Genomic DNA, 26,521 nt, shown 5'->3' with positions numbered 1-26,521 from the left:
TACTTTCAAAATGTTGATGAGATCATTCGAAAGAATGATCTATCGAAAAAAGATCAGGCGTTTTCTTCGCCTTCTTCGTCCTCATCGAAGAATTCATCCGCAAGCGGAACTTCCTCGATACCGTAGATCGCCTCAGCGGATGTAAGATTTTCGCCCTTTACCTGACGCTCGGCTTCATCTGCAGTACGGGCAATGTTGATCGTGACCGTTGCTTCGACTTCCGGATGTAGTGTCAGCACGATCTTGTGCAGGCCGATGGTCTTGATCGGCGTGTTCAGTTCAACCTGGTTGCGATTGATCGAGAAGCCTTCAGCGGTGATCAGATCAGCGATATCGCGTGTCGAAACTGAACCGTAAAGCTGACCGGTTTCACCAGCCGAACGAACGGCGATGAATGACTTGCCGTCGAGCTTTTCGGCGATCGCCTGTGCTTCCGTCTTGCGTTCGAGATTGCGTGCTTCGAGCTGCGCGCGCTGACCTTCGAACTTCTTCTTGTTGGCTTCGTTGGCACGAAGAGCCTTGCCCTGTGGCAACAGGAAATTACGGGCAAAGCCATCCTTTACCTTGACTGTTTCGCCCATCTGGCCGAGGCGGCTGATACGTTCGAGAAGAATGACTTCCATTTGAATTATCCTTGTCTGTTCTAATGTTAATTGTCGTTGTTAGGTGGTGTTGTATTCGCAGCCTTCGAAACCGGGGCGTTGCGCGACGTGTCGAACAAACCGGCAAGAAGGAAGAGGAAAAGTACGAAGGCGAAAAGCAGAACCGCGAGGTAGGCGAACCATAGTGCCACCGGACGCCATGGTGCGCCGCGCGTTCTTGCATGCAGTATGGCGAAACCCGCCATCGTGAAACCGGCACCGAGTGCGCCGGCTATTGCCGTTGCGGCGTAGCCGATACCGCCCGGCAAAAAGCAAGCAGCGCAAACGATGGCGAAGATGATAAGCGCGGAGCGAGGCATACGCAGCGCCCGCGGCCAGTCATCATGCGGTCGGCGGAGTTTGCCGGAAGCGGCCGTCAACCGCAGGGCCAGATAAAGATTGGCGACGATTATCGTCACCCATACGGCAGGCTGCAGAGCGGGCAGTACACGCACGACAAACAGTGCCATGCTCTGCGCAACGTCGGCATTCGCGGCAAGTTCAGGGTTGCTTGCGGCAAGCTGCTGCCCCAGTGATTTCGCCAGTTCGCCTGCAAGTTCATCGCCAAATCCGACGAGCACGCCGATTGCGATGAAACTGGCTGCCACAATCAGCGCCAGGCGCAGCAGAGTATCGGCGAGCGGATACCAGACCATGACGTCCTTCGGTCCACCGATTTCATCGGCAGGGCGCGCCAGACCGGTGAAGTACGATGCCGCGGCGGCAGGGAGCGCTGTGATCAGGACAACGATAAGGGCCGCCATTGGCGCGGCAAGCACGGAGACGGCGACAGCCATGGAAAGGGCGGCAATCAAGCCGGCGGCCGTACCCCAGCCGAGAGCGGCTACAAAAATAGGCAGCGGCGAAAACAGCAATAGCGCCATGGCGAGGGTCGATTGCGTGATAACGCCAACCGAAAGCAGTGCAGCGGCAAAGCCCGCCAACACACCCACGCCGATATCTTTTGCAGTCAGTTTCATTTCGCTCGCTGTCCTGCTTGTTTCAGCAGTTAGAGGCGGTCCCTAGACCATTACCTCAACTCGGGTTTCAATTTGTTTTGACGCAATCCCTGACGGAAAACCGGTTCCCACTTTTCCTGGAATTGCTTTGGTCCACCAGGCCCGCGCCCATCGCGGATGGTGGAATGAGGCGGCGGATCGAAATCCACCGCCTCAGTTTTATTATTTTACAACGTATGGCAGCAGACCGAGGAAACGGGCACGCTTGATCGCCTGAGCGAGTTCGCGCTGCTTCTTCTGGCTGACAGCCGTGATACGGGAAGGAACGATCTTGCCACGCTCGGAAATGTAGCGCGACAGGAGCTTTACGTCCTTGTAGTCGATCTTCGGCGCATTGGCACCCGAGAACGGGCAGGTCTTGCGGCGACGATGGAACGGACGGCGGGTCGGGATCTGATTGATATCAACCATTATTCTGCTCCTTCACCGGCTTCGTCACGCGGACGGCGTGGGCGGCGCGGACGGTCGTCATCGCGGCCACCGAACTTGTTGTCGTCGCGGTCGCGGCGATCGTCACGGCGAGCGAGCATGGCCGACTGGCCTTCCTCGTGTTCGTCAACGCGGATCGTCATGAAACGCAGGACGTCTTCGTTGATGCGCTGCTGACGCTCGAGCTCGGCAACGGCTGCTGCAGGAGCAGTGATGTTGAGCAGCGAATAATACGCCTTGCGGTTCTTGTTTATGCGATAGGTGAGGGCACGAAGTCCCCAGCTTTCAATACGCCCGACTGAGCCGCCATTGGTCTCGATGATACCCTTGTATTGTTCTACAAGCGCATCGACCTGCTGCTGCGAAATGTCCTGTCGAGCAAGGAACACATGTTCATAAAGAGCCATTTGTCTTTGCCTTTCTTCGTTAATATTGCCCGGTATCAACGGTAAACCTCTGCGAATCTCTCTGCCGGAGACCGGCGAAGAAAGGACGCTGATGGAGACGATCGAGAGCGGAGACACGGGAGGCTGAAGCTCTTATGCTTCGACGGATCGAAATCCGGCCCTCCGTTCAGCCCCCAGCTGACGCCGAGCAATGAACGGGCGCTCTATACGGGCAAATGCCCAAATAAGCAACCCGCCTGGAAATTTTATGCGGAAGAGCGCGTTTGAACTGTAAAACGAGGTGAATGTCTAATCTAAAAGCTCTGTCGACGTAAAGGTGACGATACGCTCGCCCTATCAAAGCTTGACTTCGTGCTTGCCTGTAGGCACATCGCGCGACAGATTCACACTGTAAGCAACCTTTGGAGGCGCAGCTTATGTCCATTGCATTCACCTTTCCGGGTCAAGGAAGCCAGGTTGTCGGCATGGGTAAGGCTCTGGCCGAGAACTTCCCCGAGGCCCGTGCTGTTTTCGACGAGGTGGACGAAGCTCTGGGTGAGAAGCTGTCTTCGATCATCTGGGAAGGCCCGGAAGAAACTTTGACGCTGACTGCCAATGCCCAGCCCGCACTGATGGCTGTATCCATCGCCGTATTTCGCGTGCTGGAGTCCAAGGGCGTATCCTTGAAGGATAAGGTTGCCTATGTCGCCGGTCATTCTCTCGGCGAATATTCTGCGCTTTGTGCAGCCGGCACATTCTCGCTATCCGATACGGCGCGCCTCTTGCGAATTCGCGGCAATGCGATGCAGAAGGCGGTTCCAGCGGGCGAGGGCGCCATGGCCGCCATCATCGGCCTGGAACACGAAGATGTTGAAGCAATTTGTGCCGAAGCGTCGAAACAAGGTCCGGTTCAGATCGCCAATGACAATGGCGGCGGTCAGTTGGTGATCTCTGGCGCGAAGGGCTCTGTCGAGGCAGCGGCTGCGCTGGCATCCGCCAAAGGCGCCAAGCGTGCGATCATGCTGCCGGTTTCCGCTCCTTTCCACTCTGCTTTGATGGAGCCCGCCGCTGAGGCCATGCGTGTCGCACTGGCCAATGTCGCCAAAAACGATCCGGTCGTGCCGCTTATTGCCAACGTCCGCGCTGCGCCTGTCAAGTCTGCAACCGAAATCGCCGCATTGCTGGTTGAGCAAGTGACGGGACAGGTGCGCTGGCGTGAGACGGTAGAATGGTTTGGCAATAATGAGGTCACAACGCTCTACGAAATCGGTGCGGGTAAAGTGCTGACTGGTCTTGCGCGCCGTATTAATAAGGACATATCCGGTATTGCTGTCGGCACGCCAGAAGACATCGATGCGGCTGTTGCTGCCCTCAACGCTTAAAAAGGAACGCGCAATGTTTGATCTCACAGGCCGCAAGGCTCTTATCACGGGTGCGACGGGTGGTATTGGCGAGGCAATCGCTCGTGCACTTCATGCACAGGGCGCAATCGTGGGTCTCCATGGCACCCGTGTGGAAAAGCTAGAAGCTCTGGCGTCTGATTTTAGCGATCGGGTCATGATCTTCCCGGCTAACCTTTCCAATCGAGATGAGGTCAAGGCGCTTGGCGAAAAGGCCGAAGCCGATCTTGGTGGCGTTGATATTCTCGTCAACAACGCGGGTATCACCAAAGACGGCCTGTTCGTGCGCATGAGCGATGCCGACTGGGACAACGTGCTTGAAGTCAATCTGACCGCAGTTTTCCGCCTGACTCGCGAACTCACGCATCCGATGATGCGCCGCCGCTATGGCCGCGTCATCAACATAACCTCAGTCGTGGGCGTGACAGGGAATCCGGGTCAAACCAATTATGTCGCTTCCAAAGCCGGACTTATAGGCTTCTCCAAATCCTTGGCGCAGGAAATCGCCAGCCGTAACGTCACGGTCAATTGCGTTGCACCGGGTTTCATCGAATCGGCAATGACCGACAAGCTCAACGACAAGCAGAAAGAAAGCATCATGTCTGCTATCCCGATGCGTCGCATGGGTACGGGCGCCGAAGTTGCTTCGTCGGTTGTCTATCTTGCCAGCAGCGAAGCATCTTATGTCACCGGTCAGACCATTCACGTCAACGGCGGCATGGCGATGATCTGATCGGGTTTGCATCGATCGTATCCACCGGTATCGGTCTCAATCACATTTATGAGATTGAGACCGTGAATAAAGCGTGATAAGTCGCGCACCAGTCTGGGCAGTCAAATCGATTTGATGTCCTTTCAGTTCCGCAAGGAAAGAGCCGCAAGGACGGGTGTTTTAGCTGTTAAACAGGGCGGAACAACCATCTTATTGCTTGATTAGAGTCATCCGTGCCGCTAACCAAGGCATAGGAAAAAACAAACAGGTTGAGGTTTCCACATGAGTGATACTGCAGAACGCGTCAAGAAAATCGTTATTGAACATCTGGGCGTTGATGCCGAGAAAGTCACCGATGGTGCGAGCTTCATCGACGATCTGGGCGCCGACAGCCTTGATACTGTCGAGCTCGTGATGGCTTTTGAAGAAGAGTTTGGCGTCGAAATCCCCGACGATGCTGCCGAGACGATTCTGACAGTCGGCGATGCCGTTAAGTTCATCGACAAAGCATCTGCCTGATTTTTGTTCGGCCCCGCAGCGATCGTGATATAAGGTGTTTAGCCTTGCTCGTTCATGCGTTGGGCCGGAAACAATCATGTTGCATTTGATAGTTAAGGATCTGCCATGAGGCGCGTTGTCATAACCGGCCTTGGGCTGGTTTCTCCTCTCGCATCCGGGGTTGAACTAACCTGGTCAAGGCTTCTTGCCGGCCAGAGCGGCGCCCGGCGTGTGACGGAATTTGAAGTTGAAGATCTTCCTTGCAAGATTGCCTGCCGTATTCCGGTAGGTGATGGCTCTGATGGTACATTTAATCCTGACGATTGGATGGAACCCAAAGAGCAGCGCAAGGTCGATCCTTTCATTATTTACGCTGTTGCGGCTGCCGACCAAGCGCTTGCGGATGCCAAGTGGGCGCCGGAAAGCGATGAAGATCAGATCCGTACGGGTGTTTTGATCGGGTCCGGCATTGGTGGCCTCGAAGGCATTGTAGAAGCAGGCTATACACTTCGCGACAAGGGCCCCCGGCGCATCTCGCCGTTCTTCATCCCCGGCCGTTTGATAAACCTGGCTTCCGGCCAGGTATCGATCAAACATAAGCTGCGGGGTCCGAATCATGCGGTCGTTACCGCTTGTTCCACCGGCGCTCATGCTATTGGCGACGCCTCGCGTTTGATCGCATTCGGAGACGCCGACGTGATGGTGGCTGGTGGCACCGAGTCGCCAGTCAGCCGTATTTCGCTAGCCGGCTTTGCTGCATGCAAGGCGTTGTCCACTGCCAGAAACGACGATCCGACAACTGCCTCGAGACCCTATGATGAAGACCGCGATGGTTTCGTGATGGGTGAAGGCGCGGGCGTTGTCGTCCTTGAAGAGCTGGAACATGCCCTGGCTCGCGGCGCCAAGATTTACGCCGAGATCATCGGCTACGGCCTATCCGGCGATGCGTACCACATCACCGCACCATCCGAGAGTGGTGAGGGCGCGCAGCGCTCTATGGAAATGGCTTTGAAGCGCGCAGGCATAACCCCGGGCGATTTGGATTACATCAACTCGCACGGCACTTCGACGATGGCCGATACGATTGAACTCGGAGCAGTCGAACGCGTTGTCGGCGACGCCGCTTCGAAAATATCGATGTCATCCACCAAATCCTCCATCGGTCACCTTCTTGGTGCCGCTGGCTCGACGGAGGCCATCTTCTGCGTGTTGGCGATCCGCGATAATATCGCTCCTGCAACGATCAATCTCGATAAGCCGTCCAAGGAAACGAAGATCGATCTGGTTCCGCACAAGCCGCGCGAACGCAAGATCGATATCGCGCTTTCCAATTCCTTCGGGTTTGGCGGTACGAATGCTTCGCTCGTAATGCGGCGTTATCAACAGTGATTGATTTCTTGGCGGAGCGCTCTCGCGTTTTTGCCATATTCACAATCGATTCTACCGGCGTCAGCCGGTATCATGTCCCGAGGTGCTTGCGTGAGCTCAGATCAGCAGTCTGAAGAGACAAACGGTTCAGCCGCCAACGCGCCGGATCGCAAGCCGATTGTCCCGCAATCGGCTTCCGAAGCCTTGCGTCCTGAACCGGGTACACCGCCACCTCTGCCGAAGCGACGCTCGCGTCGCGCTCGGAGCCAGATCGTTGTTTTTGCCAATTTCATGCTGTCGCTTGTCGTTCTGGTGGTTCTTGCTGCCGCGGCCGCTGTATACTTTGGCAAGCTGGCGTTCAATGAGCCTGGACCTAGCGATGTTACAACCAACTACGTTGTGAAGAGCGGTACCGGGATTGTTGAGATTGCCGACGGGCTGGAAAGGCGTAACATTATCAGTGACGCCCGGGTCTTTAAATATGGCGTTCAGGCCTATGGCCATCAGGGCGACATGAAAGCTGGCGAGTACGAAATCAAGGCGCATGCGTCCATGCGAGAGATCATGGATCTGTTGCGCAGCGGAAAATCGCTGCTTCGTTCGCTGACGATTCCGGAAGGGCTTACCGTCGAACAGATTTTCCAACGGGTGCGTGAGGATGAAGTGCTTGTTGGTGACTTGCCGGTAATCATGCCGAGTGAAGGCTCGCTTTTTGCCAATACAATGCGCTTTTCTCGCGGCACAACGCGCGAGGAACTCATCAAGAAGATGCAGGCCGATCAGAAAAAGCTGGTTGAAGACATATGGGAACGCCGCGATCCCAAGACTCCGTTGAAAACCATTGAAGAGTTTGTGACGCTCGCATCCATTGTCGAAAAAGAGACCGGCAAGGCGGACGAGCGTCCACGCGTTGCCGCCGTCTTCATTAACCGGTTGAACAACCGCATGCGCCTTCAATCCGATCCAACGATCATTTATGGCCTGTTTGGTGGCAAGGGCAAGCCGTCGGACCGCCCGATCCTGAAGTCAGATCTTGAGAAGCCGACGCCTTATAACACTTATACGATCAATGGCTTGCCACCCGGGCCGATTGCAAATCCTGGTCGTGACGCGCTGGAAGCGGTAGCTCATCCGTCGCAGACCAAGGACCTTTACTTCGTTGCCGACGGCACTGGCGGACACGTATTTGCTGAGACGCTCGAAGAGCACAATGATAATGTGAAACGCTGGCGTGAGGTCGAGAAGAATCGCCTCGACGAGGCCGCCAAGGCGGCAACCGGTGACAAGAATGCATCGCCGGACGCAGACAACGGAAATTGATACTGGAAAGGCCCGAGGAAGTTCAGGGCCTTTCGTTCCAGGGGGTAGACATGTCATTGCAAAGCATGACGGGATTTGCCCGTCACCTCCGGAACAGCGCCGGGGTGCAAATCTCGTGGGAAATCAAGTCGGTTAACGGCAAAGGTCTCGACGTGCGGTTTCGCCTGCCAGCAGGTCTTGAAACGATCGAGCAGAAGGCCCGTATCCTTTTCAGCCAACATTTCAAGCGCGGTAATTTTCAGGCGGCCGTTACCGTCGATCGCAGCTCGGGTGTTGCCAAGGCAATCCTCAACGAACCACTTCTGAAGGAACTGGCAGCGATCGCTGCACGTCTGCGCGAAGATTACGGTCTGGCAGCATCCACGCCGGAGGGCCTTATGGCGCTTCGCGGGGTCCTGGAGGCGCCACAGGAGGCCGCCGATGCGGAAGATCAGCACAAGATAGAAGAAGCAGTACTGGCGGTTCTGGACGAGACATTGGTTCAACTGGCGCACAATCGGCAGGCCGAGGGCAAGGCGCTGGGCGAGATTTTGACTGTACAAATCGCCGCGATCGAGATGCTGGTGGAACAGGCAAGGCTTGATCCAAGCCGCTCGTTTGATGCAATTCGCTCGCGTCTGGCTGCACAAGTTTCGCTGCTGCTCGATGCCGCTCCCGCATTGGACGAATCGCGGCTGTATATGGAGGCGGCATTCCTTGCGACGAAGGCAGACATCCAGGAAGAGCTCGACCGGCTGGAAATGCATGTCACCGCCGCCCGTGATCTTCTGAAGGAAGGCAACGGTGTAGGCCGCAAGCTTGATTTCCTGACACAGGAATTCAACCGCGAGGCGAATACGCTCTGTTCCAAGGCCAACGCGGCTTCGATTACATCGATCGGACTTGACCTGAAGGCTGTTGTGGATCAATTGCGCGAGCAGATACAGAATCTGGAGTAGTCATGCCCAACAGCATCAAAAGACGTGGTCTTATGCTTGTCCTGTCATCGCCATCCGGGGCGGGGAAGTCGACGATTGCACGGTTGTTGCTGAACGATAAGGAAAAGCTTGAGCTCGCGCTTTCGATCAGCGTGACCACGCGTGCACGCCGTCCCAGCGAAATCGAGGGCGTCCATTATCATTTCATCTCGCCACGCGAGTTCGAACGGCTGCGCGACAGCGACGCGTTGATCGAATGGGCGGAAGTTCACGGCAATTTTTATGGGACCCCGCGCGAGGCTGCGGAAAATGCGCTCGCGGACGGTCAGGATATGCTTTTCGATATCGACTGGCAGGGAGCGCTGCAGTTGCAGGAAAAGATGAAAGGCGATGTAGTCAGCATTTTCATCCTTCCACCATCCATGGCCGATTTAAAAGAGCGGCTGCATCGGCGTGCCGAGGACGCTGAAGACGTCATCAACATGCGATTGAACAACGCCCGTAACGAGATCGAGCGCTGGCGCTCTTACGATTATGTCATAGTCAACGAAGATCTGGACCGCGCCTATCATCAAGTCCAGTCGATCGTCACCGCCGAACGCCTGCGCCGAGACCGCTGCCCGGGTCTGTTCGATTTCGTCAGCAGTCTTCTCGATGAAAAGCTGGACTAGAGCGCATTCGCTAACGCTACGAACTCTTCGATTGACAGCGTTTCCGCCCGGCGTGTCGGGTCGATCCCGACCTTGGCAAGCAGCGCTTCACCGCCAAGTGATTTGATGCTTTGCCGTAGCATCTTGCGCCTCTGGCCGAAGGCAGCCTGGGTGACACGTCCAAGCACTGCCGCATCGCAGGCGAGCGGGGCCACACGCGGTATTAAATGGACGACCGAGGATGTCACTTTTGGTGGCGGTGTGAATGCTTGCGGTGGGACGTCAAAAGTAATTTTCGCCTCGGTTCGCCAGCCAGCCAGCACGCCGAGACGGCCATAGGCATCCGAACCCGGACGCGCGACGATCCGCTCCGCCACTTCGCGCTGAAACATCAGCGTCAGCGACGTATAGAACGGTGGCCATGGTTCACTAAGTAGCCAACTGATCAGTAATTGCGTGCCGACATTATAGGGGAGATTGGCGACGATCTTTACCTTGCTGCCGTCTGCTAGCCCAGAGAAATCCGTATCCAAGGCATCGCCGGCAATGACGCGAAGCCGGCCTTGGTAATGATCGGATATTTCCTGCAAGGCAGCCAAACAGCGTTCATCGCGCTCAATGGCGATAACATTGGCACCTTGGGCGAGAAGGGCACGCGTGAGGCCGCCAGGGCCGGGTCCCACCTCGATGACAGTCTGATCCTTGAGATCGCCTGCCTGACGTGCAACTTTTCCAGTCAGGTTCAGGTCGAGCAGAAAATTCTGGCCGAGAGACTTCTTTGCCATCAACTCATGGCGTTGGATAACTTCGCGAAGCGGTGGAAGGCTATCTATGCTCATGTGTCGAGTGTGCGGTTTGCCGCCAGTTCATCAGCAAGCCGCAGCGCTGCAATGAGGCTGTCAGGCTTGGCCTTGCCGGATCCTGCGATATCGAATGCTGTGCCGTGGTCCGGTGAGGTACGTATGAAGGGCAGGCCGAGCGTAACATTGACACTGTCATCGAAACCCAGCGTCTTGGCAGGGATCAGTGCCTGGTCGTGATACATGCAGATGGCGGCGTCATAGGTGGCTCGTGCAGCGGCATGGAACATTGTATCCGCCGGGAGAGGTCCACGCGCATCGATACCTTCAGCACACAGCGTTTCCACTGCCGGACGCACGATGACTTCGTCTTCCGTACCCATACTGCCGCCTTCGCCCGCATGCGGGTTCAATCCGGCAATGGCAAGCCGTGGGTTGGCGATGCCGAACTGACTTTTGAGTGCCAGTGCAGTGATCCGGCAGACAGTCAGGATCGTCGCTGTGTCGAGAACAGCGGGAACCTTGTTCAAGGCAATGTGAATTGTTACGGGAACTGCCCGCAGCAACGGTCCAGCCAGCATCATCACCGGCGTTACAGCATATCCCAGGTGCTCGCCGGCAAGATGTGCCAAAAACTCAGTATGACCCGGAAATTTGAAACCAGCCTCATAGAGCGGCTTCTTGGCGATGGGGCAGGTGACCATGGCGCGTGAGCGGCCTGCAAGCGTCAATGCCACGGCCTGTTCAATCGCCTCGATCGTTCCTGCCGCATTTTCGGCCAGTGGAATGCCGGGTTGATCCGATTGCCGGTTCTTCAGCGGCACGATTGGCAGCGCCTCATCGAATATAGCCGCCGCGTCCTCAGGCGTTGTGATTTCCAGTGGAACATTCATTCCCAGCTGTACGGCGCGCGAGGCGATCAGTTCCGCGTCGGCAAGCAGAAAAAACGCAGGAAGCTGCATGTGCTTGCGCAGTATCCAGGCAGCGAGCGCGATGTCAGGCCCAATACCCGAAGGATCACCGGAACTGACGGCGAGAGCGGCTTTCATGCCAATCATTCAGTGACGATCTTCGCCTTGCTGCGCAGTTCCTCGAGATATTTCTTGTCGACAGCCTCAGCTGATGCATCCGGTTTGCCATCACCCGCGGCGGCTGTTGCTTCCTGGGAAAAGACAAGGCGGGCCACGCGATCGTCGGAGACTTGACGGGTCGCGCACACGCCGAGAAATTCGACGCCCTTATCCGTATCCAAGGTCGTCGTCGCATGGCCGACCGGTGTGGCTATGACCAGCTTCGACCATTCCGGCGGCAGTTCCTGCTCTACGAATTTGCCGAGATCGCGCACTGTGACATCGAGCGTACCCTTGGCGATATCGCGTGTTGTCTGGCAGCCGTTGAAACGGCCACGCATGGCGTTGGCTTCACCTCGCCGCTTGGCGAGAATGCCGCGATTATTGGCAGGGACAACGAATATCACCTGCTGCAGTTGATATTCGGTAGAGACGGGCTTCTTACCGCCGTCCTTGAGCATGCGCTGCACGGCGTCCTGCTCGGACACCCTGGTTCCACCCTGTGTGCGGTTACGGGTGGCGAGCGCACGGCCCCAACTCATCTGCATGCGGATATATTCTTTGAAGTGCTGCGGCGTCACGCCGGACTTGTCCAACACGCCGTTGAGTTGATTAAGCGTCATCTTGTTGTTGGTAGCAAAACGCGTATAGGCGTCGTTCACTTCGTTGTCAGAAACAAGCAAATTGAGACGTTTCAATTCCTGGCGCTTGAGCGCCTCGTCGGTCAACTCATCCCGCGCCTGCTGGGTAAGGTTGCCCTTTTTATGCTGAAGTTTCAGAAAGGCAGCACGCTTTGAAATATCGTAGTCGGTGATAGCGACGCCATTGACGACGATCTTGATCTCGCTTGCTGCAGCAGGCAATGTCACGCCAACCGCCAGAACAGAGTTCAATGCAGTGATCATCGCCGCTGCAAGAATATGCTTCCTCACCATCATTTCTCAACTTGTCCAATCATGGACCATTTTCGCGAAATGGACCGTGTTTTTCTTCTTTTGATGTTCATTTCCTCTTTATTGTCGCTTTACTAAGGCAAAAGCATGACTGGCCGCAAGTGCGGCCAGCTTAGACAATAAGATTAGATCCCGCCGATATCGACCGGTTTGCCGATTCCCCACAAGGTTCGGAAGGAGATGTTGAAGCCAAACGTTGAGGTCTTATCGCCCTCGACGTTGTTCACAGTTACCGGTTGCTCCTGAGTGTAGTACATGCTGTACGTGAAACACTCGTCATCATAGGCAAGTGCAGCGGTACGCTTTACGAGCGTACTCGACACAAGATCATACGTTGCAGAGCCGAGGAGTCGCCAGTTTGGTGTCAACTTGGCCTGTCCGCCGACAGTGACTTCCTGGCGGTCGTCGGGGAAACCATAGGTTTCCTGTGCGGCGATGAAAGCGTATTTCACATAAACAGAGCCATATTTACCAGCGGTCGTGGTTGCCACTGTTGCACGCTTGACTTCAAAATCGTCCTTATCGAATCTTCCGCCAGTCGTGATATTGAACGCGCCCTTGTTTGCACCGATCATCGCGACATAGTCGGAACGAGCCGATTCCAGTCCGGATTCGGCACCCGCATTGACAAAATCTGGCGATGCAAAGGAATTGAGCCCGCCTAGCTGGAACGATTGGCCTGCAATACCATTTAAGCCCCAGCCATTGTTGAAGGTACCGGAATAGCGGAGACCGAGATTGGCACGGGTGCCACCCTCCACCCGATCATATCCGGAGAACTTGTCGCGTTCGAACAGATTCGATGCATCGAATACGAAACTTTGTGCGTCTTCATTCGGCAACTCACCCGCATAGGGTTCGTTGTTGCGAACGAAAAGCTGGGCTGTTGGTTCGAGCACGTGAGACGAGTTGGCGGCTGTAAACAGGATCGGCCATTTCGTTTCTAGACCAGCGGTTGCCATCGCGCGGAAGTCGTTGGAACGCACCTCACCGATACTGCCGTCGGACTCGACAAACGTACCATCTGCATAAACACCATCGCCTCGCAGGGCGAGAAGGGGCGTGATGACCAATCCGCTTGGGGTGATAAACGAACGTTTCCATTCGGCTTCCCCGGTAATACGGCCATCGTCACCTTCTATGCCTGCTATGTAACCAGTCCGATCGACACCGCTGAAATTTCCGTCAAATTTGTCGCGATGCAGTGCCTGCAAATTCAAATTGAAATTGAGTTCGCCGCCCGCAACGGATTGCGTAGGCGTATAGGCATAGTCCAGGCTCGGGAGAACCCAGGGCTGCTTTTCCTCAGAGGAACTCGGATCGGAATTTTCGAAACCCTCTTGAACGTGGAACCGGTAGAGACTGAGATCGAAATAGTTGCGGTCGTGCAGGCCACGCAGATAGACTTGGTCGGTAATGTTGTAATTGTCGTAGTTTTCGATGCCGTAGCGATAGGCAAAAGCCTTATCCGACTGTGCCAAGACACTCCAGCCATACGTCCAGCGCGGATTTATGTTGAACGCGCCCGTGGATCCGATCATTCCCCGTGTCGTGGCATTTGAATCGACCTGGTCGCCGGCAATGCTGTTAAATGCACCAGGATCCTGCTGGTCGATGCCAGCAAGCTTGATCGTATATTGACCATTGGCCAGCCGGTGACGCCATTCAGCCTCGCCCAGGAAACCCTGCTGCGTATAGTAGGTCCCCTGCAACGTCAGGTCATAATTGGGAGCCAGTGCCCAGAAATAGGGCACTGTGATGCCGGTGCCGAGCTCCGTCTCATGGCGATAGCTCGGTATGAGGAAACCGCTCTTGCGCTTGACTGTAGGGTCGGCGATTTCGAACGCCGGCAGGAATGCCAGCGGCATGCCAAACATTTCGAAGCGGCCACGCTCAAAGCGAATGGTCTTCTTCTTGCCGTTCCAGATGATTTTCTGGGCGCGAACCTGCCACAGCGGCGCCCGATCGGGTTTTGCCCGGCAGGGCTCGCACGCGGTGTAGATACCATTGTTGAATGTCGTCAGCTCGCCGCCGATGCGCTCCGCGCTCTCGGCTGCAAAGCGGGTATTGTCAGCTGCTTCAACGCGCAATGCATTGACGAAGCCTTCCTTGAAATCATCGGTAACATCGAGATTTTCCGCATAGATGCGGTTGCCGTCTTTCTCGACGATCTCGACCTTGCCTTCCGCTTTGAGGCGGCCGGTATTCTGGTCATAGGTGACCTTCCGCGCTACGAGGCGGTTTCCGTCATAATCGATCTGCACGCCGCCGACCGCGGAAATGGTCTTGGCGTTGATGTCATAGACAAGCTCATCCGACTCCAGCAGCAATTGTGCGTTTGGATCCGTTTTTACATTTCCAACAAGTGCATCACCCGTTTGGGCGTAGGCTGGGAGCGAAATCCCGCCTGCAAGGCATAGCAAGGCCGTGCTGCACGCAAGCCGTGCAAGCCACGCCGGCAACACCGAGCGCGTTACATTCAATCCCACTCTAACCATCCTCCTTGTGCAACAGAAAGGAGACCCCAAAAAATGTTGCAATCAACACGGGTGTCCATGCGGCAACGAAAGGCGGAACGAATCCCGCATTCCCGAATGCCTTGACCACAACAGTGACGACATAAAGCACGAAGCCTGCGAGGACGCCACCCAGAATCATCGTCCCCGATTGTCCGAACCGAACAAATTTCAACGAAACGGTTGCAGCGATTAAAGTCATCGCCATCAGCAGAGCCGGCAAAGCCAATAAAGACTGGAAATGCATGTCAAAAGCGTTGGCTGGATAGCCAAAAGAGCGAGCTGCGGCAATTTTGTTACGCAGCTCAAAAAAAGGAATGGTCTCGGGCCGCGCGAGGCTTTCTTCAACGAATTCAGGGCGCAGATGGGTTGGAATGCGCACGGTTTCCAAGGAAACCGGCGTCTCTCCCAACACAAATTTCGTCACCTGATTCAGCTGCCAGAAACCGTCATCCAGATCAGCGCTCTTGGCGTCCAGTCGCTCGGTAACGTCCTGGTTCTTGTCAAGTCGAATGAAGACGGCGTCGACCAAACGCAATCCACGGTTGACGATCGACTTGGAGCCGATGATCGTTTCGCCCTCTTCGGTTTTCTGCCGCAACCAGGGGACACGATCTGCCGATACATCATTGGCTTTTCCGGCGCGCCAGTTTGCCGTTATCTGTTCGCTCCGCTCAAAACCATAGGCAGCAAGCGGATTGACGACCAGCACAGCCGCCAGGCCGAAAAGAAACGCGCCCGTACAAGCAGGCAGAAGAAACTGCCAGGCCGAAACGCCGACAGAACGCGCGACGACCAGTTCATATTTGCGATTGAGCGAAATAAGCGTCGCCATCGCAGCAAACAGCGCGATGAATGGAAACACCTGCTGCATGATATAGGGGATGCGCATCACCGACAGCCCAAAGGCACGGATCGCAGAATAATCGGGCAGCGCAGACAGTTTTCCCGATAATTCGGTGAAGTCGAGGATCAGAGCCAGCGCAAAGCTGCCCATCAGGAAATAGCATGTGATCGTCACATAGCGGAGGAAGAAGTAGCGCCCGAGCGTCCAGCCGATCATTACCGGTGTCCTCCGCGCTTGCGACCGAACAATCTTGCTCCGGCGCTGGCAAATGCCACCTGCCTGCTTTCAAAAGTACGTTTGAACCAGTTACTCCACGTTGTCGGGATACCGATCTGGCGATTGGTTGCAAGCGCATAGATCGCGGAAAGCGCTGCGAGAATTGGAATTGCGAAGAGCATTGGCAGCATCGAAGCGTTCTTGTCCGTGCTCTGCCCGGTCGAATATCCCAGCCAGAACACAATGAGACTAATCGTTATGGCAGTAAATGACGCGGATATGCGCGCTTCGCGATGAGAGCGCGAGTCAGCAGCTGCGGCGAGGGAGATCAACGCAAACACGATCGGATACATCCAGTCCGTCAAGCGCTTGTAAAGCTCGGAAGTGTAGCGAAGTGGACGCTGTTGATATTGTTTGTCGTTCGGATCCGGATTCATGAGGTAATCGAGAGGCCGGTCCTTCGGAAAAATCGTGGCCTCCTTGTCGTCCGACGAAAGAAATGCCGCAAGATCAAGAGCATAGGTATTGAACTTGATGATGGACACATTGCCGGTCTGCACATCACGTCGATGAACCTCGCCATCTTTCATGATCAGCAGGCCTTGATCGGCGGTTTGGACGACAAGGCCTTCCTTGGCGTAGTAAATAAGATCCGTCGTCTTGTCGCGCGAATCTGAAACGAACAGGCCCTGGATCGTGCCATTGGAATCGCGGTTCTCGATCTGGAGGTAAAGGTCTGTATCGATTTCCCGGAACGAGCCTTGTTGAACCACGAGATTGATCACATCGCCACGCGCCTCGGCCACCATTTGGCGCATGTTCATCTGGGAATACGGCACGACGAAGTTGGAAATAAGGAAGGATGCAGCTGCGATGACGATCGCAAAAAGCATGACAGGACGGATCACGGCGGAGCGTGGCGCGCCCGCCGCATTGATGACCACCAGTTCTGAATCCTGGTTCATCGTCGAAAGCGTTTGCGTCACGGCAATCACCAGAGCAAACGGCATCACCACGGGAAAGGCGGATGGAAGCAGATTGGAACTGAATTTTAGAATATAGTAGAAGCTCTGTCCGCTGGTCGTCAGAAAATTGATACGACCGAGAACCTGTACGATCCATGTGATTCCGACCGCTGAAAGCAGAACGGCAAAAAACATGACGACGATCCGTCGCAAGATGTATATCTCAATCAGGCGCATGTCATGTTTCGCAAAAAGAGTTCCGCCACCTTGTTCGACCAGCCGTTCATTAAAGCCCGACCGTTCAATCTATGCCATGGGAGCCAAGGCATTATTTTGAGCTTTATGGGACGAACCCGTTACATGTTCAATAAACCCGACATATGTTCAATCTAGTCAGGCTTGGCTAAAAATAGGCGAAGAAAGCTAGTTAACAAGGTCTTAGTCAATCCCTTCATGATCACCCCTTCATTCATCAAGATCGATGATCATGAAAGTCACATTTTTGTTCAAACCGGAGATATCATGTCCAAACGCCCATCCATCAGTTTCGCAAAATATGCAGCCGTCGAAAGCGGCACCGCAATCTTGCTTGTTCCCGCTGAAGGCAAAGCAGCTGCAGAAGCCGAATCTGTTGTCGGACAGGCATTGCTGTCGCGTATCATCAGCGTCTCGGATTTCAAGGGAAAACTTGCAACGAGCCTATCTACCCTCGCTCCAAATGGCACAGAACTGGAACGGCTGGTGCTTGTAGGTAGCGGCGATCCGGCCAAGCTCAAGGGCGACGATTGGCTGAAAATCGGCGGCGCGGCATTTTCAAAAATCGGAAAATCCAAAAATGTCTCGGTGATCCTCGCTCTACCGGGCACAGATATCTCAGCCGAAAACGCTGCCGATTTCGCCCTGGGTATGCTTCTGCGCTCCTACACATTCGACAAGTACAAAACAAAAAAAGGCAAAGACGAGAGCGAGAAGGAAGATAAGTTCGTCGCTAGCATTACCATTCAGGTAGCGGATCCTCACGCCGCGAAAAAGGCATTTGCGAGTGCCGAAGCGGTGGCGGATGGCGTTATTCTTGCTCGCAATCTGGTCAACGAACCTGCCAATGTTCTCGGTCCAGTCGAATTTGCCGAACGTGTCGAAGAGTTGAAAAAGCTCGACGTGAAGGTCGAGATTTTGACGGAGAAGGACATGAAGAAGCTCGGCATGGGCTCGCTGCTCGGTGTCGCACAAGGGTCCACACGGCCGGCGCGCATCGCGATTATGGAATGGCACGGCGGGAAAAGCAAAGACAAGCCGATCGCCTTTGTCGGCAAGGGCGTGACCTTTGACTCCGGCGGTCTCTCCATCAAACCCGCTGGCGGCATGGAGGAAATGAAGGGCGACATGGGTGGTGCGGCCGCAGTCACCGGCCTTATGCATGCACTTGCCTCACGCAAGGCCAAGGTCAACGTCGTCGGTGTCATCGGGATCGTTGAAAACATGATCAATGGGGATGCGCAGCGCCCTGGCGATATCGTCACGTCCATGTCGGGCCAGACGATCGAAGTGCTCAACACCGATGCGGAAGGGCGCCTCGTCCTCGCCGATGCGCTTTACTATTGCAATGATCGCTTCCAGCCCAAGTTCATGGTCAATCTCGCTACCCTGACAGGCGCCATCATGGTGGCTCTCGGCGTTTATCAGGCGGGGCTGTTTTCCAATGACGATGCGCTCGCCGCACAGCTCTTCGATGCGGGCCAGGCAACCGGTGAAAGGCTCTGGCGCATGCCACTCGGCCCCGAATACGACAAGCTCATCGACACCAAGAATGCCGACATGAAGAATATTGGCGGGCGTCACGGCGGCGCAATCATTGCCGCACAATTCCTGAAGCGCTTTGTGGGTGATACGCCTTGGGCCCATCTCGACATTGCCGGCACTGCAATAGGCGCACCAACCAATGAGTATAGCCAGTCCTGGGCTTCGGGCTACGGCGTTCGCCTTCTCGACAGGCTGGTTCGCGACAATTTCGAAGGGTAGAAGTTAAAAGGGACTGGCTTGACGTGAGCCAGTCCTTTCACACAAGACTGCACTCATGACCGAAATTCTCTTCTACCATCTGACTGAATCGACACTGGAGAACGCATTGCCGGGTCTCGTCGAGCGTTCGCTCGATCGCAAATGGAGAGTCGTCATCCAGACAGGTTCCGAGGAGCGGCGCGACAGTCTCGACAATCATCTTTGGACCTGGTCCGATGCGTCTTTTCTTGCGCATGCGACTGACCAGGAGCCTCATCCGGAAGAACAGCCCGTTATCCTGACGACAGGCCACGGCAACGCCAACAGCGCGACCGTGCGCTTTCTCGTCGATGGCGCCGAGCCGCAGAATGTCGAAGCCTATGAGCGGTTGGTTCTCATGTTTGATGGCCACGACCAGCAGCAGCTGGAACAGGCGAGGGCGCAGTGGAAACTGTTGAAAGAACAGGGTCACAACTTGACCTACTGGCAGCAGAACGCCGAAGGGCGTTGGGAAAAGAAGGCTTGAGAAACTGTTGATGCGTCTGCTTTTGCTACTCCTCTTGATCGCTGGAATTGTGCTCGGGATCGGATATCCTTGGGTGGTCGGCAATTTCTCGGGAGAAGAAATCGGGTCATGGCGCGTCTATGACCGTCCCGGTCCCTACAAACCGGTCACCGTCACCTTGACCGCGGGCGACGCTCCGGTGCGCGCCTTCGTCGACATGCAGCCTTTGCGAAATTTCGTCCCCTCCATAGGGCGCTCGGCACTGACAGCCGTCGTCACGCGGCAAGGCAAGGACGTTCTTGTCACGACGTTGAATTACGAGAACAGCAAAGCGGCCAACAGGGGCTCACCGCAGGGCCCGCAGGTCTATCGCGACAGCATCGGAGATATCGATCCGGTGGAAGATGGCGACTATGTCTTCACCATCGGACCTGGCGATTTCGATGGCCTGGAGGTGGCGGAGGTTGATCTTGTCTTGCGCAAGGCCGCGACCGTTGTCGACTGGCGAGCGATGCCAGCTGGCATCGCGCTGATTGTGATCAGTCTTTTTGGGCTCGTTCGCCTGAGACGCAGTCGCAAGGCAGCAGCTAGCAATGTGCCACCTTCGCCCAAGTGGGGCAGATGATGGTGGACCAGGCAGGGACCTTTCCAAAGATCCTTACCGAAAGACTTCGGTTACGCCGGTTCGAGCCAAAGGATGATGCCGGGCTCCACGCCTGTATTGGAGATGCAAATCTCGTGCGCTATTGGGATTTTTCTGCCTGCAAGAATATTCAGGAAACGCGGAGCTGGGTACGGGTACTCGCCAAGACCACGTCACCCAATGAATCCATCGCTTGGGCGGTTGCCGAAAAGGACAGCGATAATTGCATCGGCATGGTCAATTATCACCACCGAGAGCCGCTCAATCGCCGCTTGGAGATCGGCTACATTCTTCGATCGGAATGGCACGGCCGGGGACTAATGAGCGAAGGGGTCCAAGCGGTGATGTCCCATTGCCTCGGTAAGCTGAATACCCACCGTATCGCAGCAGTTATTCATCCCGACAATGCCCCGTCCATCAGGCTGGTGACGCGACTTGGATTCGCATGCGAGGGCGGGCCGCTGCGTGATTACTGGCGTGTGGGCAACAATTATATGAGCCCCATGCTTTACAGCTTCATCGCCAACTGACGATCCTCATTGTGCTTTTCGACGATGCGGTAGGCACAGCGCCGGGCACCTGTCAATATATGCTCGAAGCGTTTGACCTCGACATTCGGCCCAAGCGCCGCCTGAAACACCTCGAGCTCTGACCGGCATAATTTCTGGCAGGCTTTGGCCGCAACGCAGATAGGGCAGTGATTCTCGATCAGGACAAGATCGCCGCCCGCGTCCCGGCTGACTTCGGCCATGTAGCCCTCTGCCGAACGAATTTCTGCGAGGTGTTGGACTTTCTCTTCTAGCGAAGCAATCGGTTCTAGCGCCGCGCGGTACTGATTCAGTGTCGTTTTCTCACGATGGGAAATCAATTGGTCAAGCCCGGCATCACCAAAGACCGCCGACACCGACGCCAGAAGGTCCGCTGTCAATCCGGCATGATTGTCGGGGAACTGGGCGTTTCCGGCGTCGGTGAGATGCCAGAAGCGTTTGGGCCTGCCGACACTCTCCCGGCTGTCCTCGAAACCAACGAGACCGTCCTCGTGGAGACGTGCAAGCATCTGTCGGACTGCTACAGAGGTAACGCCAAGCTTGTTACCAAGAGCCGAAGCCGTCTGCGCTCCGGCCACTTTCAGCGAATAGAGCATGCGATTTGTCGTGCGATCTTGCATAGACATACGATAGCAAGAAAAATTTAAAAAGCTATTGCTTGTTTTATTTGGAGGAATATAAAAATATAAAACTTGTTAAATTGAGGAAATGCCATGCACGAGACGACAGAAGAAACCGGCAGTACAAGCTGGTCGGAACTCTTGAGCCCCTCATATTCGGCGGCGACCCTGACGTTGTGCCTTGGGGTAGCGCTGTTCGCCTTCAATGGTTTCCTGGTTTCCACATCTCTTCCGACAGCAGTGCGCGAAATTGGCGGACTCGAGCTTATTTCCTGGGCTTTCACGCTCTATCTCGTCCTCTCCATTGTCGGCGGCGCCAGTGGCGCATTGCTGAAGGCCCGAGTAGGTGCGAGGATGGCGCTAGTGGGGGCCGCGCTGGTGTTTCTCGCGGGCACGCTTATCGCAGCGTTCGCTTCGTCGATGACCGAGGTACTGATCGGACGTGCGTTTCAAGGACTTGGCGAGGGCATCATCGCCGCGATTTGCTACGCACTTATTCCCGAACTTTTCCCGTCAAGGCTTGTTTCCAAAGTTTTCGGCGCGGAGGCTGTCGTTTGGGCGGTGGCTGCCTTTGGTGGGCCGTTGGTATCCGGATTGCTCACTGAACATCTGTCGTGGCGTGCCGCGTTCCTCGTGAATGTGCCTTTGGCCCTGATATTCATCGCACTGGTCTTCTATATCGTGCCCAGGTTTTCCGGCGAGATCGCACGCCTGTCCGTACCGTTCCTGCGGCTTTCGGCCATCGGTTTCGGCATCATGCTGGTCGCCTTTGCCAGCATCATGCAGACGGTTGCGACGCAAGTGTTGCTTGTCCTGGGCGCCGCAGTGGTCCTCGCCTCGGTAGTCGTCGTCGACCGGCGCAGCCGCACACCGCTCTTTCCATCCGATGCCTTCGCTCCGAATTCCACTGTCGGCATTGGCCTATGGATTGTCCTGCTCATGCCGGTTGCACAAGCCTCCACGTCCGTTTACCTGGTCATGACCCTGCAGAACCTCTGGGGTTACGGCCCGACAAAGGCAGGTGCCTTCAATGCCACGTTCGCCATTGCATGGAGTACTGTTGCCATCCTCGTTGCCAACATACAGGACCAGCGTCGCCGTGCATGGTTGATCCGGCTCGGACCGACACTGCTCGTCGCAGGCCTCGCTACAATCGTCTTCGGCTTCTTCGTCGATTGGCCGCTGGTCGTAATGCTGGGTCAGATCGCCATTGGCACCGGTTTTGGTGTCAGCTGGGGTTTTCTCAGCCAGTCGGTCATGGAATCAGCGCGAAGCGGCGAACGTGATCGCGCCTCGGCCCTGTTGCCGACCCTGCAATCCGTTGGTTATGCGATCGGCGCCGCTCTCGCTGGTCTCGTTGCCAACGCCGTCGGCTATCCTGAAGCCACGACACCGGCCGCCCTGCGCGACGCCACGATAATTGTCTTTGCCGTTTCGACCGTCATCGGCGTTGGTGCGTTTGTGGCCGGGTTCGCCTTGCCAATGCGCAAGAAAACTCTACTGGCGATCGAAATGCAAAAACGGCTATAGATCGCCGATGGCAATTGATGAGCGAGATTTGAAGGCCGATCCTGCAATCGTCAGGACATGGATCGAGGGATGGGCGCTGACACGGCAGGTGGCGGCGCCCGTTTTCGAGAACGGGGGCTATCGTGTCGAAGTCGGTCTTCCGGACCAGGTGAGGCGCTATGTTTTCTCAGAATATTCCGATTGGGTCCGTCAGCATGCCGAAGCCATTTCCGAGACGGCGATCTTTCTGAAGGTCTGTGCGCCGCGGGAGCTTGTCCAGCCGAATCTGCCAGTGCGTTGGCATATCCAATCTCCCGCCTTCATGATGTTGCTGTCCGGCCCCATGCAAGGCGAAACCAGCGCTTTGCCGGATGGCTATGTATATCACCATCAGGTGTATGACGGCGTAACCATCGTCAACGTCCTTGACAGGGGCGGGGAGGTCGCAGCCACGGGAAGGATCTCATTTCCCGGGGATTTGGCTGTTTATGACCGGATAAGTACCCATGAGAACCATCGTCGCAAGGGGCTCGGCCGGTCTGTCATGAAACGGCTGGAAATGCTTTCCCGAGAAAAAGGCATACAACGCGCGGCACTCGTGGCAACTCCTGATGGCCGTGCACTCTATGAACCGCTCGGCTGGCAGGTACATTGCCTCTACACAACCGCTGTTATTCCAGATGCCGGTGCTTGAAACTGGCGCTACTGCGCCAGCTCGGTCATCGCATCTTCATATTCGCCGGAAAGTGTCAGCCACTCTTCTTCCGCGCGGGCGAGAGAAGACTTGGCATAGCCGATTTCCTTGCCGATCTGCGTCGCCTTGGCGGGTTCGCGCGTATAGATGACCGGGTCGGCAAGTTGAATCTGCAGCGAGTCGATCTTCTTCTGGAAACGGTGCACCTGTGCCTCTGCTTCCTGGATTTTCTTTTGCAAAGGCTTCAAGGCTTCACGCTTCTGCGCGGCAAGCTTGCGTTGCTCCGCCTTGCTCAGTTTCTGGCCCTCTTCGACCACGATCTTGTTGCCCGACCGCTCCGCTTTCGCATCGGCCAAAACCAGTGAGCGATAGGCATCCAGATCGCCGTCATAGGGCGCAACGCCGCCATCGCGCACCAGCCAAAGCCGGTCCATGGTCGCTTCGATCAAATGTCTGTCATGCGCGATCAGAATGACGGCGCCATCGAAATCGTTCAGCGCGTGCATCAGTGCTTCACGGCTGTCGATGTCGAGATGGTTCGTCGGCTCGTCGAGGATGAGCAGGTTCGGACCCTGGAAGGTTGCGAGACCCATCAAAAGCCGGGCTTTTTCACCGCCGGAAAGGTCTTTTGCCGCCGTGTTCATCTTCACCGTGGCCAGGCCCATGCGCGAAACGCGGGCGCGCACCTTGGATTCCGGCGCGTCCGGCATCAATTTGCGCACATGCTCGATCGCGTTGTCCTCAGGGATCAGATCATCGAGCTGGTGCTGGGCAAAGAACGAGATTTTCAGGTTCGGCGCCACGGTGATCTTGCCTTTTTGCAAGGGCAGGCGGCCGCCGATCAGCTTGGCCAGTGTCGATTTACCATTGCCGTTCGAGCCGAGCAGGGCAATTCGGTCATCCGCATCGATACGCAAATTGAGATGCTTGAGAATGGGTTTGCCCGGCGTGTAGCCGACTTCGCCGCTCTCAATCGCGATAATCGGCGAGGCAACCACTTTTTCCGGTTCCGGAAAATGAAACGGCATCACGTGGTCTTCGATATGGGCCGAAATCGGCTTCAGCTTCTGCAGTGCCTTCAGGCGGGACTGCGCCTGCTTGGCCTTGGATGCCTTGGCACGGAAACGTTCGACGAAAGCCTCCATATGGCTCCGTTGTGCTTCCTGCTTCACGCGCTGCTTCTGCTGCAATTCGAGAGCTTCACTGCGAAGTTTCTCGAACTGATCGTAATTGCCCTGCCAAAGCGTCAGTTTGGTCTGGTCAAGATGGATGATCGAGTTCACCGCGGAGTTCAGAAGATCGCGGTCATGGCTGATCAGGATCACTGTGTGCGGATAACGGCGCACATAATCCTCGAGCCACAGCGTGCCTTCGAGATCGAGATAGTTGGTCGGCTCGTCGAGGAGCAGCAAATCTGGCTCAGCGAAAAGGACCGCTGCGAGAGCCACGCGCATGCGCCAGCCGCCCGAGAATGATGAAGCCGGGCGCTTCTGCGCTTCCGCGTCAAAGCCAAGGCCTGAGAGGATCGCACCGGCGCGCGCCTCGGCGGAATGCGCATCGATATCCGCAAGCCGAATATGGATATCGGCGATGCGGTGCGGGTCGGTGGCTGTCTCAGCCTCTGCAAGCAAGTCAGTGCGCTCGGTATCGGCGGCAAGCACGATCTCGATCAGGGAATCCTCGGTGCCCGGCGCTTCCTGCGCCACTTGGCCGATCTTGATGTTCTTCGGCAGGAAGAAATCGCCGGTTTCCGCGTGAAGCTCACCGGTGATGACTTTGAACAGCGTTGATTTGCCCGCGCCATTACGCCCGACCAGGCCAGCCTTCGTGCCGGATGGCAGATTCAAGCTGGCGTGGTCGATGAGCAGGCGGCCGGCCATACGCACGGAAATATCGTCGAGAATAAGCATGGCCGCGCTTTTGCACGGGAAATGGCTTTTCCGCAAGACTGTACTGTTGCATATCTGCCGTGCGCTTGAGGTAAAGAGACGTCACAACATCTTATGAATGAGGTCTGCCTTCTTCCGTTCGCTGGAACTGGATGAGATCAAAGGACGGCGCAGCTTTGCCGAGCGCTGTCAAAATGGCGTGCGCCTGACCACGATGGTGCGTCTGGTGGTTAAAGAGATGTGAGAGCGCCGGCGCGAGACGCTGACTGATCGTCCGCATGTCGCTGACCGTTGTATAGGTGAAGCGTCCGGCGATATCCGAGCTGTCCAGGCTGTTGACCCAGTCGATAATGCGCGCGTCCTCTTTTTCCCGTGCAGCCTTCAACGCGTCGAGTTTTTCAAAAAGGGTCGCATCGAGCGCCTTTGGTGCATCGCCTTCGCCGGTAAAGCGGTAGAGCCAGATACGATCGGTCACCAGCAGATGGTTCAGGGTGCCGTGCAGCGAAGTGAAGAATGCCCGCACGTCGCGCCGGTATTCTTCATCGTCGAGTTCGGCTGCCGCGGCATAGAGCCGTTGGTTTACCCAGCGATTATATGCGGCAAGCATCCTGAAATGCTGTTCCATCACGTTGACTTCCTGTAAATAAAGGTCAGTATTATTGACATAATAACCGAAGAAGGAGCAGTTGCGATGGCAATCATTTTGCACGAGCTTGTCGGCACTGATCAAGGCCGTCCTTTCAGTCCACACTGCTGGAAAACAGTGATGTCATTGGCGCACAAAGGTCTGCCATTTGATCGCAATCGCGTCTCCTTTAAAGAGATACCGAAACTTGAGAACGGCTATTCCGCCAAAGTGCCGATTATCCGCGATGAAGACAAGCTCGTAGCAGATTCCTTTGCGATCGCCCTCTATCTGGAAGATAGATATCCGGACCGTCCTTCGCTGTTCAAGGGCGAGGGTGGCCGCGCTATGGCCCGCTTTGTCGAAGGCTGGTCGCAGATGATCATCCACCCTTTCATCAACGTAGTGATCCTGATGCCGGTACACGATCTGCTTGACACCTCTAACCAAGCCTATTTCCGCGAAAGCCGTGAGAAAGTCTTTGGCCGGACGCTCGAGGACGTAGCAGCGACGCGCGATACGAAGCGCGAAGCGTTTACTGCAAGTCTTGAGCCCATCCGCAAGACGCTGCTATCCCAGCCGTTCATTGGCGGTGAAAGCCCCTTGTTTGCCGACTACATTATATTCGGTGCCTTTCAATGGGTTCGCGTTTTGACATCTTACAAACTGTTCGATGCAGGCGATCCTGTGCAGGACTGGTTCGAGCGTTGTCTCGATCTGCATGGCGGTGTTGCACGCGAGATCAAGGCTGCAGCGTAAGCTGCCATAAGGGAGGATTGGCAA

Annotated in this window: 27 protein-coding genes; 14 read left to right on the top strand and 13 right to left on the bottom strand. The window is 55.8% G+C overall.

The features are described from left to right. Positions 1-53: 53 nt before the first annotated feature. The 4 genes from rplI to rpsF form a co-directional block, all read right to left on the bottom strand. Positions 54-623: a 50S ribosomal protein L9 gene (gene rplI / locus FHS21_RS02230; RefSeq protein ID WP_112527859.1), complete on the bottom strand. Its 570-nt coding sequence runs from the start codon at positions 621-623 to the stop codon at positions 54-56. Between the two features lie 26 nt (positions 624-649). Next, the gene (locus FHS21_RS02225; protein WP_183660873.1) at positions 650-1,621 is read right to left on the bottom strand and encodes a DUF2232 domain-containing protein; all 972 of its coding nucleotides are present in this window, start codon (positions 1,619-1,621) and stop codon (positions 650-652) included. A 201-nt stretch (positions 1,622-1,822) separates the two neighbouring features. Then, complete coding sequence (gene rpsR, locus FHS21_RS02220; RefSeq protein WP_008128538.1) at positions 1,823-2,071, bottom strand: 30S ribosomal protein S18; 249 nt, start codon at positions 2,069-2,071, stop codon at positions 1,823-1,825. Further along, complete coding sequence (gene rpsF, locus FHS21_RS02215) at positions 2,071-2,496, bottom strand: 30S ribosomal protein S6 (protein ID WP_106717052.1); 426 nt, start codon at positions 2,494-2,496, stop codon at positions 2,071-2,073. Before rpsF ends, rpsR begins: the two co-directional genes overlap by 1 nt. A gap of 416 nt (positions 2,497-2,912) precedes the next feature. Here rpsF and fabD point away from each other — a divergent pair, with 416 nt between their 5' ends. From fabD to gmk, 7 genes are all read left to right on the top strand, one after another. Then, entirely contained in the window at positions 2,913-3,857 is a 945-nt protein-coding gene (gene fabD / locus FHS21_RS02210) for an ACP S-malonyltransferase (protein WP_183660871.1), read from the top strand. 13 nt (positions 3,858-3,870) lie between these two features. Continuing rightward, the gene (fabG, locus tag FHS21_RS02205) at positions 3,871-4,608 is read left to right on the top strand and encodes a 3-oxoacyl-[acyl-carrier-protein] reductase (RefSeq protein ID WP_112527865.1); all 738 of its coding nucleotides are present in this window, start codon (positions 3,871-3,873) and stop codon (positions 4,606-4,608) included. A 261-nt stretch (positions 4,609-4,869) separates the two neighbouring features. Next, positions 4,870-5,106: an acyl carrier protein gene (locus FHS21_RS02200; RefSeq protein ID WP_091880344.1), complete on the top strand. Its 237-nt coding sequence runs from the start codon at positions 4,870-4,872 to the stop codon at positions 5,104-5,106. Between the two features lie 105 nt (positions 5,107-5,211). Beyond that, positions 5,212-6,474, top strand: coding sequence for a beta-ketoacyl-ACP synthase II (gene fabF / locus FHS21_RS02195; RefSeq protein WP_112527867.1), 1,263 nt, complete (start codon positions 5,212-5,214; stop codon positions 6,472-6,474). Between the two features lie 72 nt (positions 6,475-6,546). After that, positions 6,547-7,773 (top strand): endolytic transglycosylase MltG, encoded by a 1,227-nt coding sequence (gene mltG, locus FHS21_RS02190; protein WP_162701870.1) that lies wholly within the window; start codon positions 6,547-6,549, stop codon positions 7,771-7,773. A gap of 50 nt (positions 7,774-7,823) precedes the next feature. Then, positions 7,824-8,711 carry a YicC/YloC family endoribonuclease gene (locus FHS21_RS02185; RefSeq protein ID WP_112527870.1) on the top strand — a complete coding sequence of 296 codons (888 nt, stop codon included), beginning with the start codon at positions 7,824-7,826 and terminating at the stop codon, positions 8,709-8,711. A 2-nt stretch (positions 8,712-8,713) separates the two neighbouring features. Beyond that, positions 8,714-9,361, top strand: coding sequence for a guanylate kinase (gene gmk, locus FHS21_RS02180; RefSeq protein ID WP_112527872.1), 648 nt, complete (start codon positions 8,714-8,716; stop codon positions 9,359-9,361). Here gmk and rsmA read toward each other — a convergent pair. The 6 genes from rsmA to FHS21_RS02150 form a co-directional block, all read right to left on the bottom strand. After that, positions 9,358-10,179, bottom strand: a complete 822-nt coding sequence (gene rsmA, locus FHS21_RS02175) for a 16S rRNA (adenine(1518)-N(6)/adenine(1519)-N(6))-dimethyltransferase RsmA (RefSeq protein WP_183660869.1) — start codon at positions 10,177-10,179, stop codon at positions 9,358-9,360. The genes gmk and rsmA overlap by 4 nt on opposite strands. Continuing rightward, positions 10,176-11,189: a 4-hydroxythreonine-4-phosphate dehydrogenase PdxA gene (gene pdxA / locus FHS21_RS02170; RefSeq protein WP_112528125.1), complete on the bottom strand. Its 1,014-nt coding sequence runs from the start codon at positions 11,187-11,189 to the stop codon at positions 10,176-10,178. Before pdxA ends, rsmA begins: the two co-directional genes overlap by 4 nt. Positions 11,190-11,194: 5 nt before the next feature. Beyond that, positions 11,195-12,148, bottom strand: a complete 954-nt coding sequence (locus FHS21_RS02165) for a SurA N-terminal domain-containing protein (RefSeq protein WP_112527876.1) — start codon at positions 12,146-12,148, stop codon at positions 11,195-11,197. A gap of 140 nt (positions 12,149-12,288) precedes the next feature. Beyond that, positions 12,289-14,652, bottom strand: a complete 2,364-nt coding sequence (locus tag FHS21_RS02160) for an LPS-assembly protein LptD (protein ID WP_112527879.1) — start codon at positions 14,650-14,652, stop codon at positions 12,289-12,291. 1 nt (position 14,653) lies between these two features. Continuing rightward, positions 14,654-15,742 carry an LPS export ABC transporter permease LptG gene (gene lptG / locus FHS21_RS02155; protein ID WP_112527881.1) on the bottom strand — a complete coding sequence of 363 codons (1,089 nt, stop codon included), beginning with the start codon at positions 15,740-15,742 and terminating at the stop codon, positions 14,654-14,656. After that, positions 15,742-16,944 carry an LptF/LptG family permease gene (locus tag FHS21_RS02150; protein WP_112551269.1) on the bottom strand — a complete coding sequence of 401 codons (1,203 nt, stop codon included), beginning with the start codon at positions 16,942-16,944 and terminating at the stop codon, positions 15,742-15,744. Before FHS21_RS02150 ends, lptG begins: the two co-directional genes overlap by 1 nt. A gap of 285 nt (positions 16,945-17,229) precedes the next feature. Here FHS21_RS02150 and FHS21_RS02145 point away from each other — a divergent pair, with 285 nt between their 5' ends. From FHS21_RS02145 to FHS21_RS02130, 4 genes are read left to right on the top strand one after another with little or no spacing between them, the layout of a single operon-like run. Beyond that, positions 17,230-18,726 (top strand): leucyl aminopeptidase, encoded by a 1,497-nt coding sequence (locus FHS21_RS02145; protein ID WP_112528127.1) that lies wholly within the window; start codon positions 17,230-17,232, stop codon positions 18,724-18,726. A 55-nt stretch (positions 18,727-18,781) separates the two neighbouring features. Continuing rightward, on the top strand, positions 18,782-19,231 hold the full coding sequence (locus FHS21_RS02140; protein WP_112551270.1) for a DNA polymerase III subunit chi: 450 nt from the start codon (positions 18,782-18,784) through the stop codon (positions 19,229-19,231). 10 nt (positions 19,232-19,241) lie between these two features. Further along, positions 19,242-19,835 (top strand): hypothetical protein, encoded by a 594-nt coding sequence (locus FHS21_RS02135; protein WP_112527887.1) that lies wholly within the window; start codon positions 19,242-19,244, stop codon positions 19,833-19,835. Next, positions 19,832-20,383: a GNAT family N-acetyltransferase gene (locus FHS21_RS02130; protein WP_112551271.1), complete on the top strand. Its 552-nt coding sequence runs from the start codon at positions 19,832-19,834 to the stop codon at positions 20,381-20,383. The genes FHS21_RS02135 and FHS21_RS02130 overlap by 4 nt, the downstream gene beginning before the upstream one ends. Here the strand turns inward: FHS21_RS02130 and FHS21_RS02125 are convergent. Then, positions 20,362-21,027: a helix-turn-helix transcriptional regulator gene (locus tag FHS21_RS02125; RefSeq protein WP_312879828.1), complete on the bottom strand. Its 666-nt coding sequence runs from the start codon at positions 21,025-21,027 to the stop codon at positions 20,362-20,364. The two genes, FHS21_RS02130 and FHS21_RS02125, sit on opposite strands and share 22 nt — an antisense overlap. An 87-nt stretch (positions 21,028-21,114) precedes the next feature. Between FHS21_RS02125 and FHS21_RS02120 the strand changes: the two genes are divergently transcribed. Then, positions 21,115-22,551 (top strand): MFS transporter, encoded by a 1,437-nt coding sequence (locus FHS21_RS02120; RefSeq protein ID WP_112551273.1) that lies wholly within the window; start codon positions 21,115-21,117, stop codon positions 22,549-22,551. 7 nt (positions 22,552-22,558) lie between these two features. Then, the gene (locus tag FHS21_RS02115) at positions 22,559-23,224 is read left to right on the top strand and encodes a GNAT family N-acetyltransferase (RefSeq protein WP_112527895.1); all 666 of its coding nucleotides are present in this window, start codon (positions 22,559-22,561) and stop codon (positions 23,222-23,224) included. Positions 23,225-23,232: 8 nt separating this feature from the next. Here the strand turns inward: FHS21_RS02115 and FHS21_RS02110 are convergent, their stop codons facing one another. Then, positions 23,233-25,134: an ABC-F family ATP-binding cassette domain-containing protein gene (locus FHS21_RS02110; RefSeq protein ID WP_112527897.1), complete on the bottom strand. Its 1,902-nt coding sequence runs from the start codon at positions 25,132-25,134 to the stop codon at positions 23,233-23,235. A 91-nt stretch (positions 25,135-25,225) separates the two neighbouring features. Continuing rightward, a complete protein-coding gene (locus FHS21_RS02105) occupies positions 25,226-25,738 on the bottom strand; it encodes a DinB family protein (protein WP_112527899.1) in 513 nt (170 codons plus the stop codon). A gap of 66 nt (positions 25,739-25,804) precedes the next feature. Between FHS21_RS02105 and FHS21_RS02100 the strand changes: the two genes are divergently transcribed. Further along, on the top strand, positions 25,805-26,497 hold the full coding sequence (locus tag FHS21_RS02100) for a glutathione S-transferase family protein (RefSeq protein ID WP_112527901.1): 693 nt from the start codon (positions 25,805-25,807) through the stop codon (positions 26,495-26,497). Positions 26,498-26,521 lie beyond the last annotated feature (24 nt).

This window comes from Phyllobacterium trifolii (genome assembly GCF_014192095.1).
GTDB classification, from domain to species: domain Bacteria; phylum Pseudomonadota; class Alphaproteobacteria; order Rhizobiales; family Rhizobiaceae; genus Phyllobacterium; species Phyllobacterium trifolii.
This window is presented reverse-complemented; position numbering and strand designations above follow the sequence as displayed.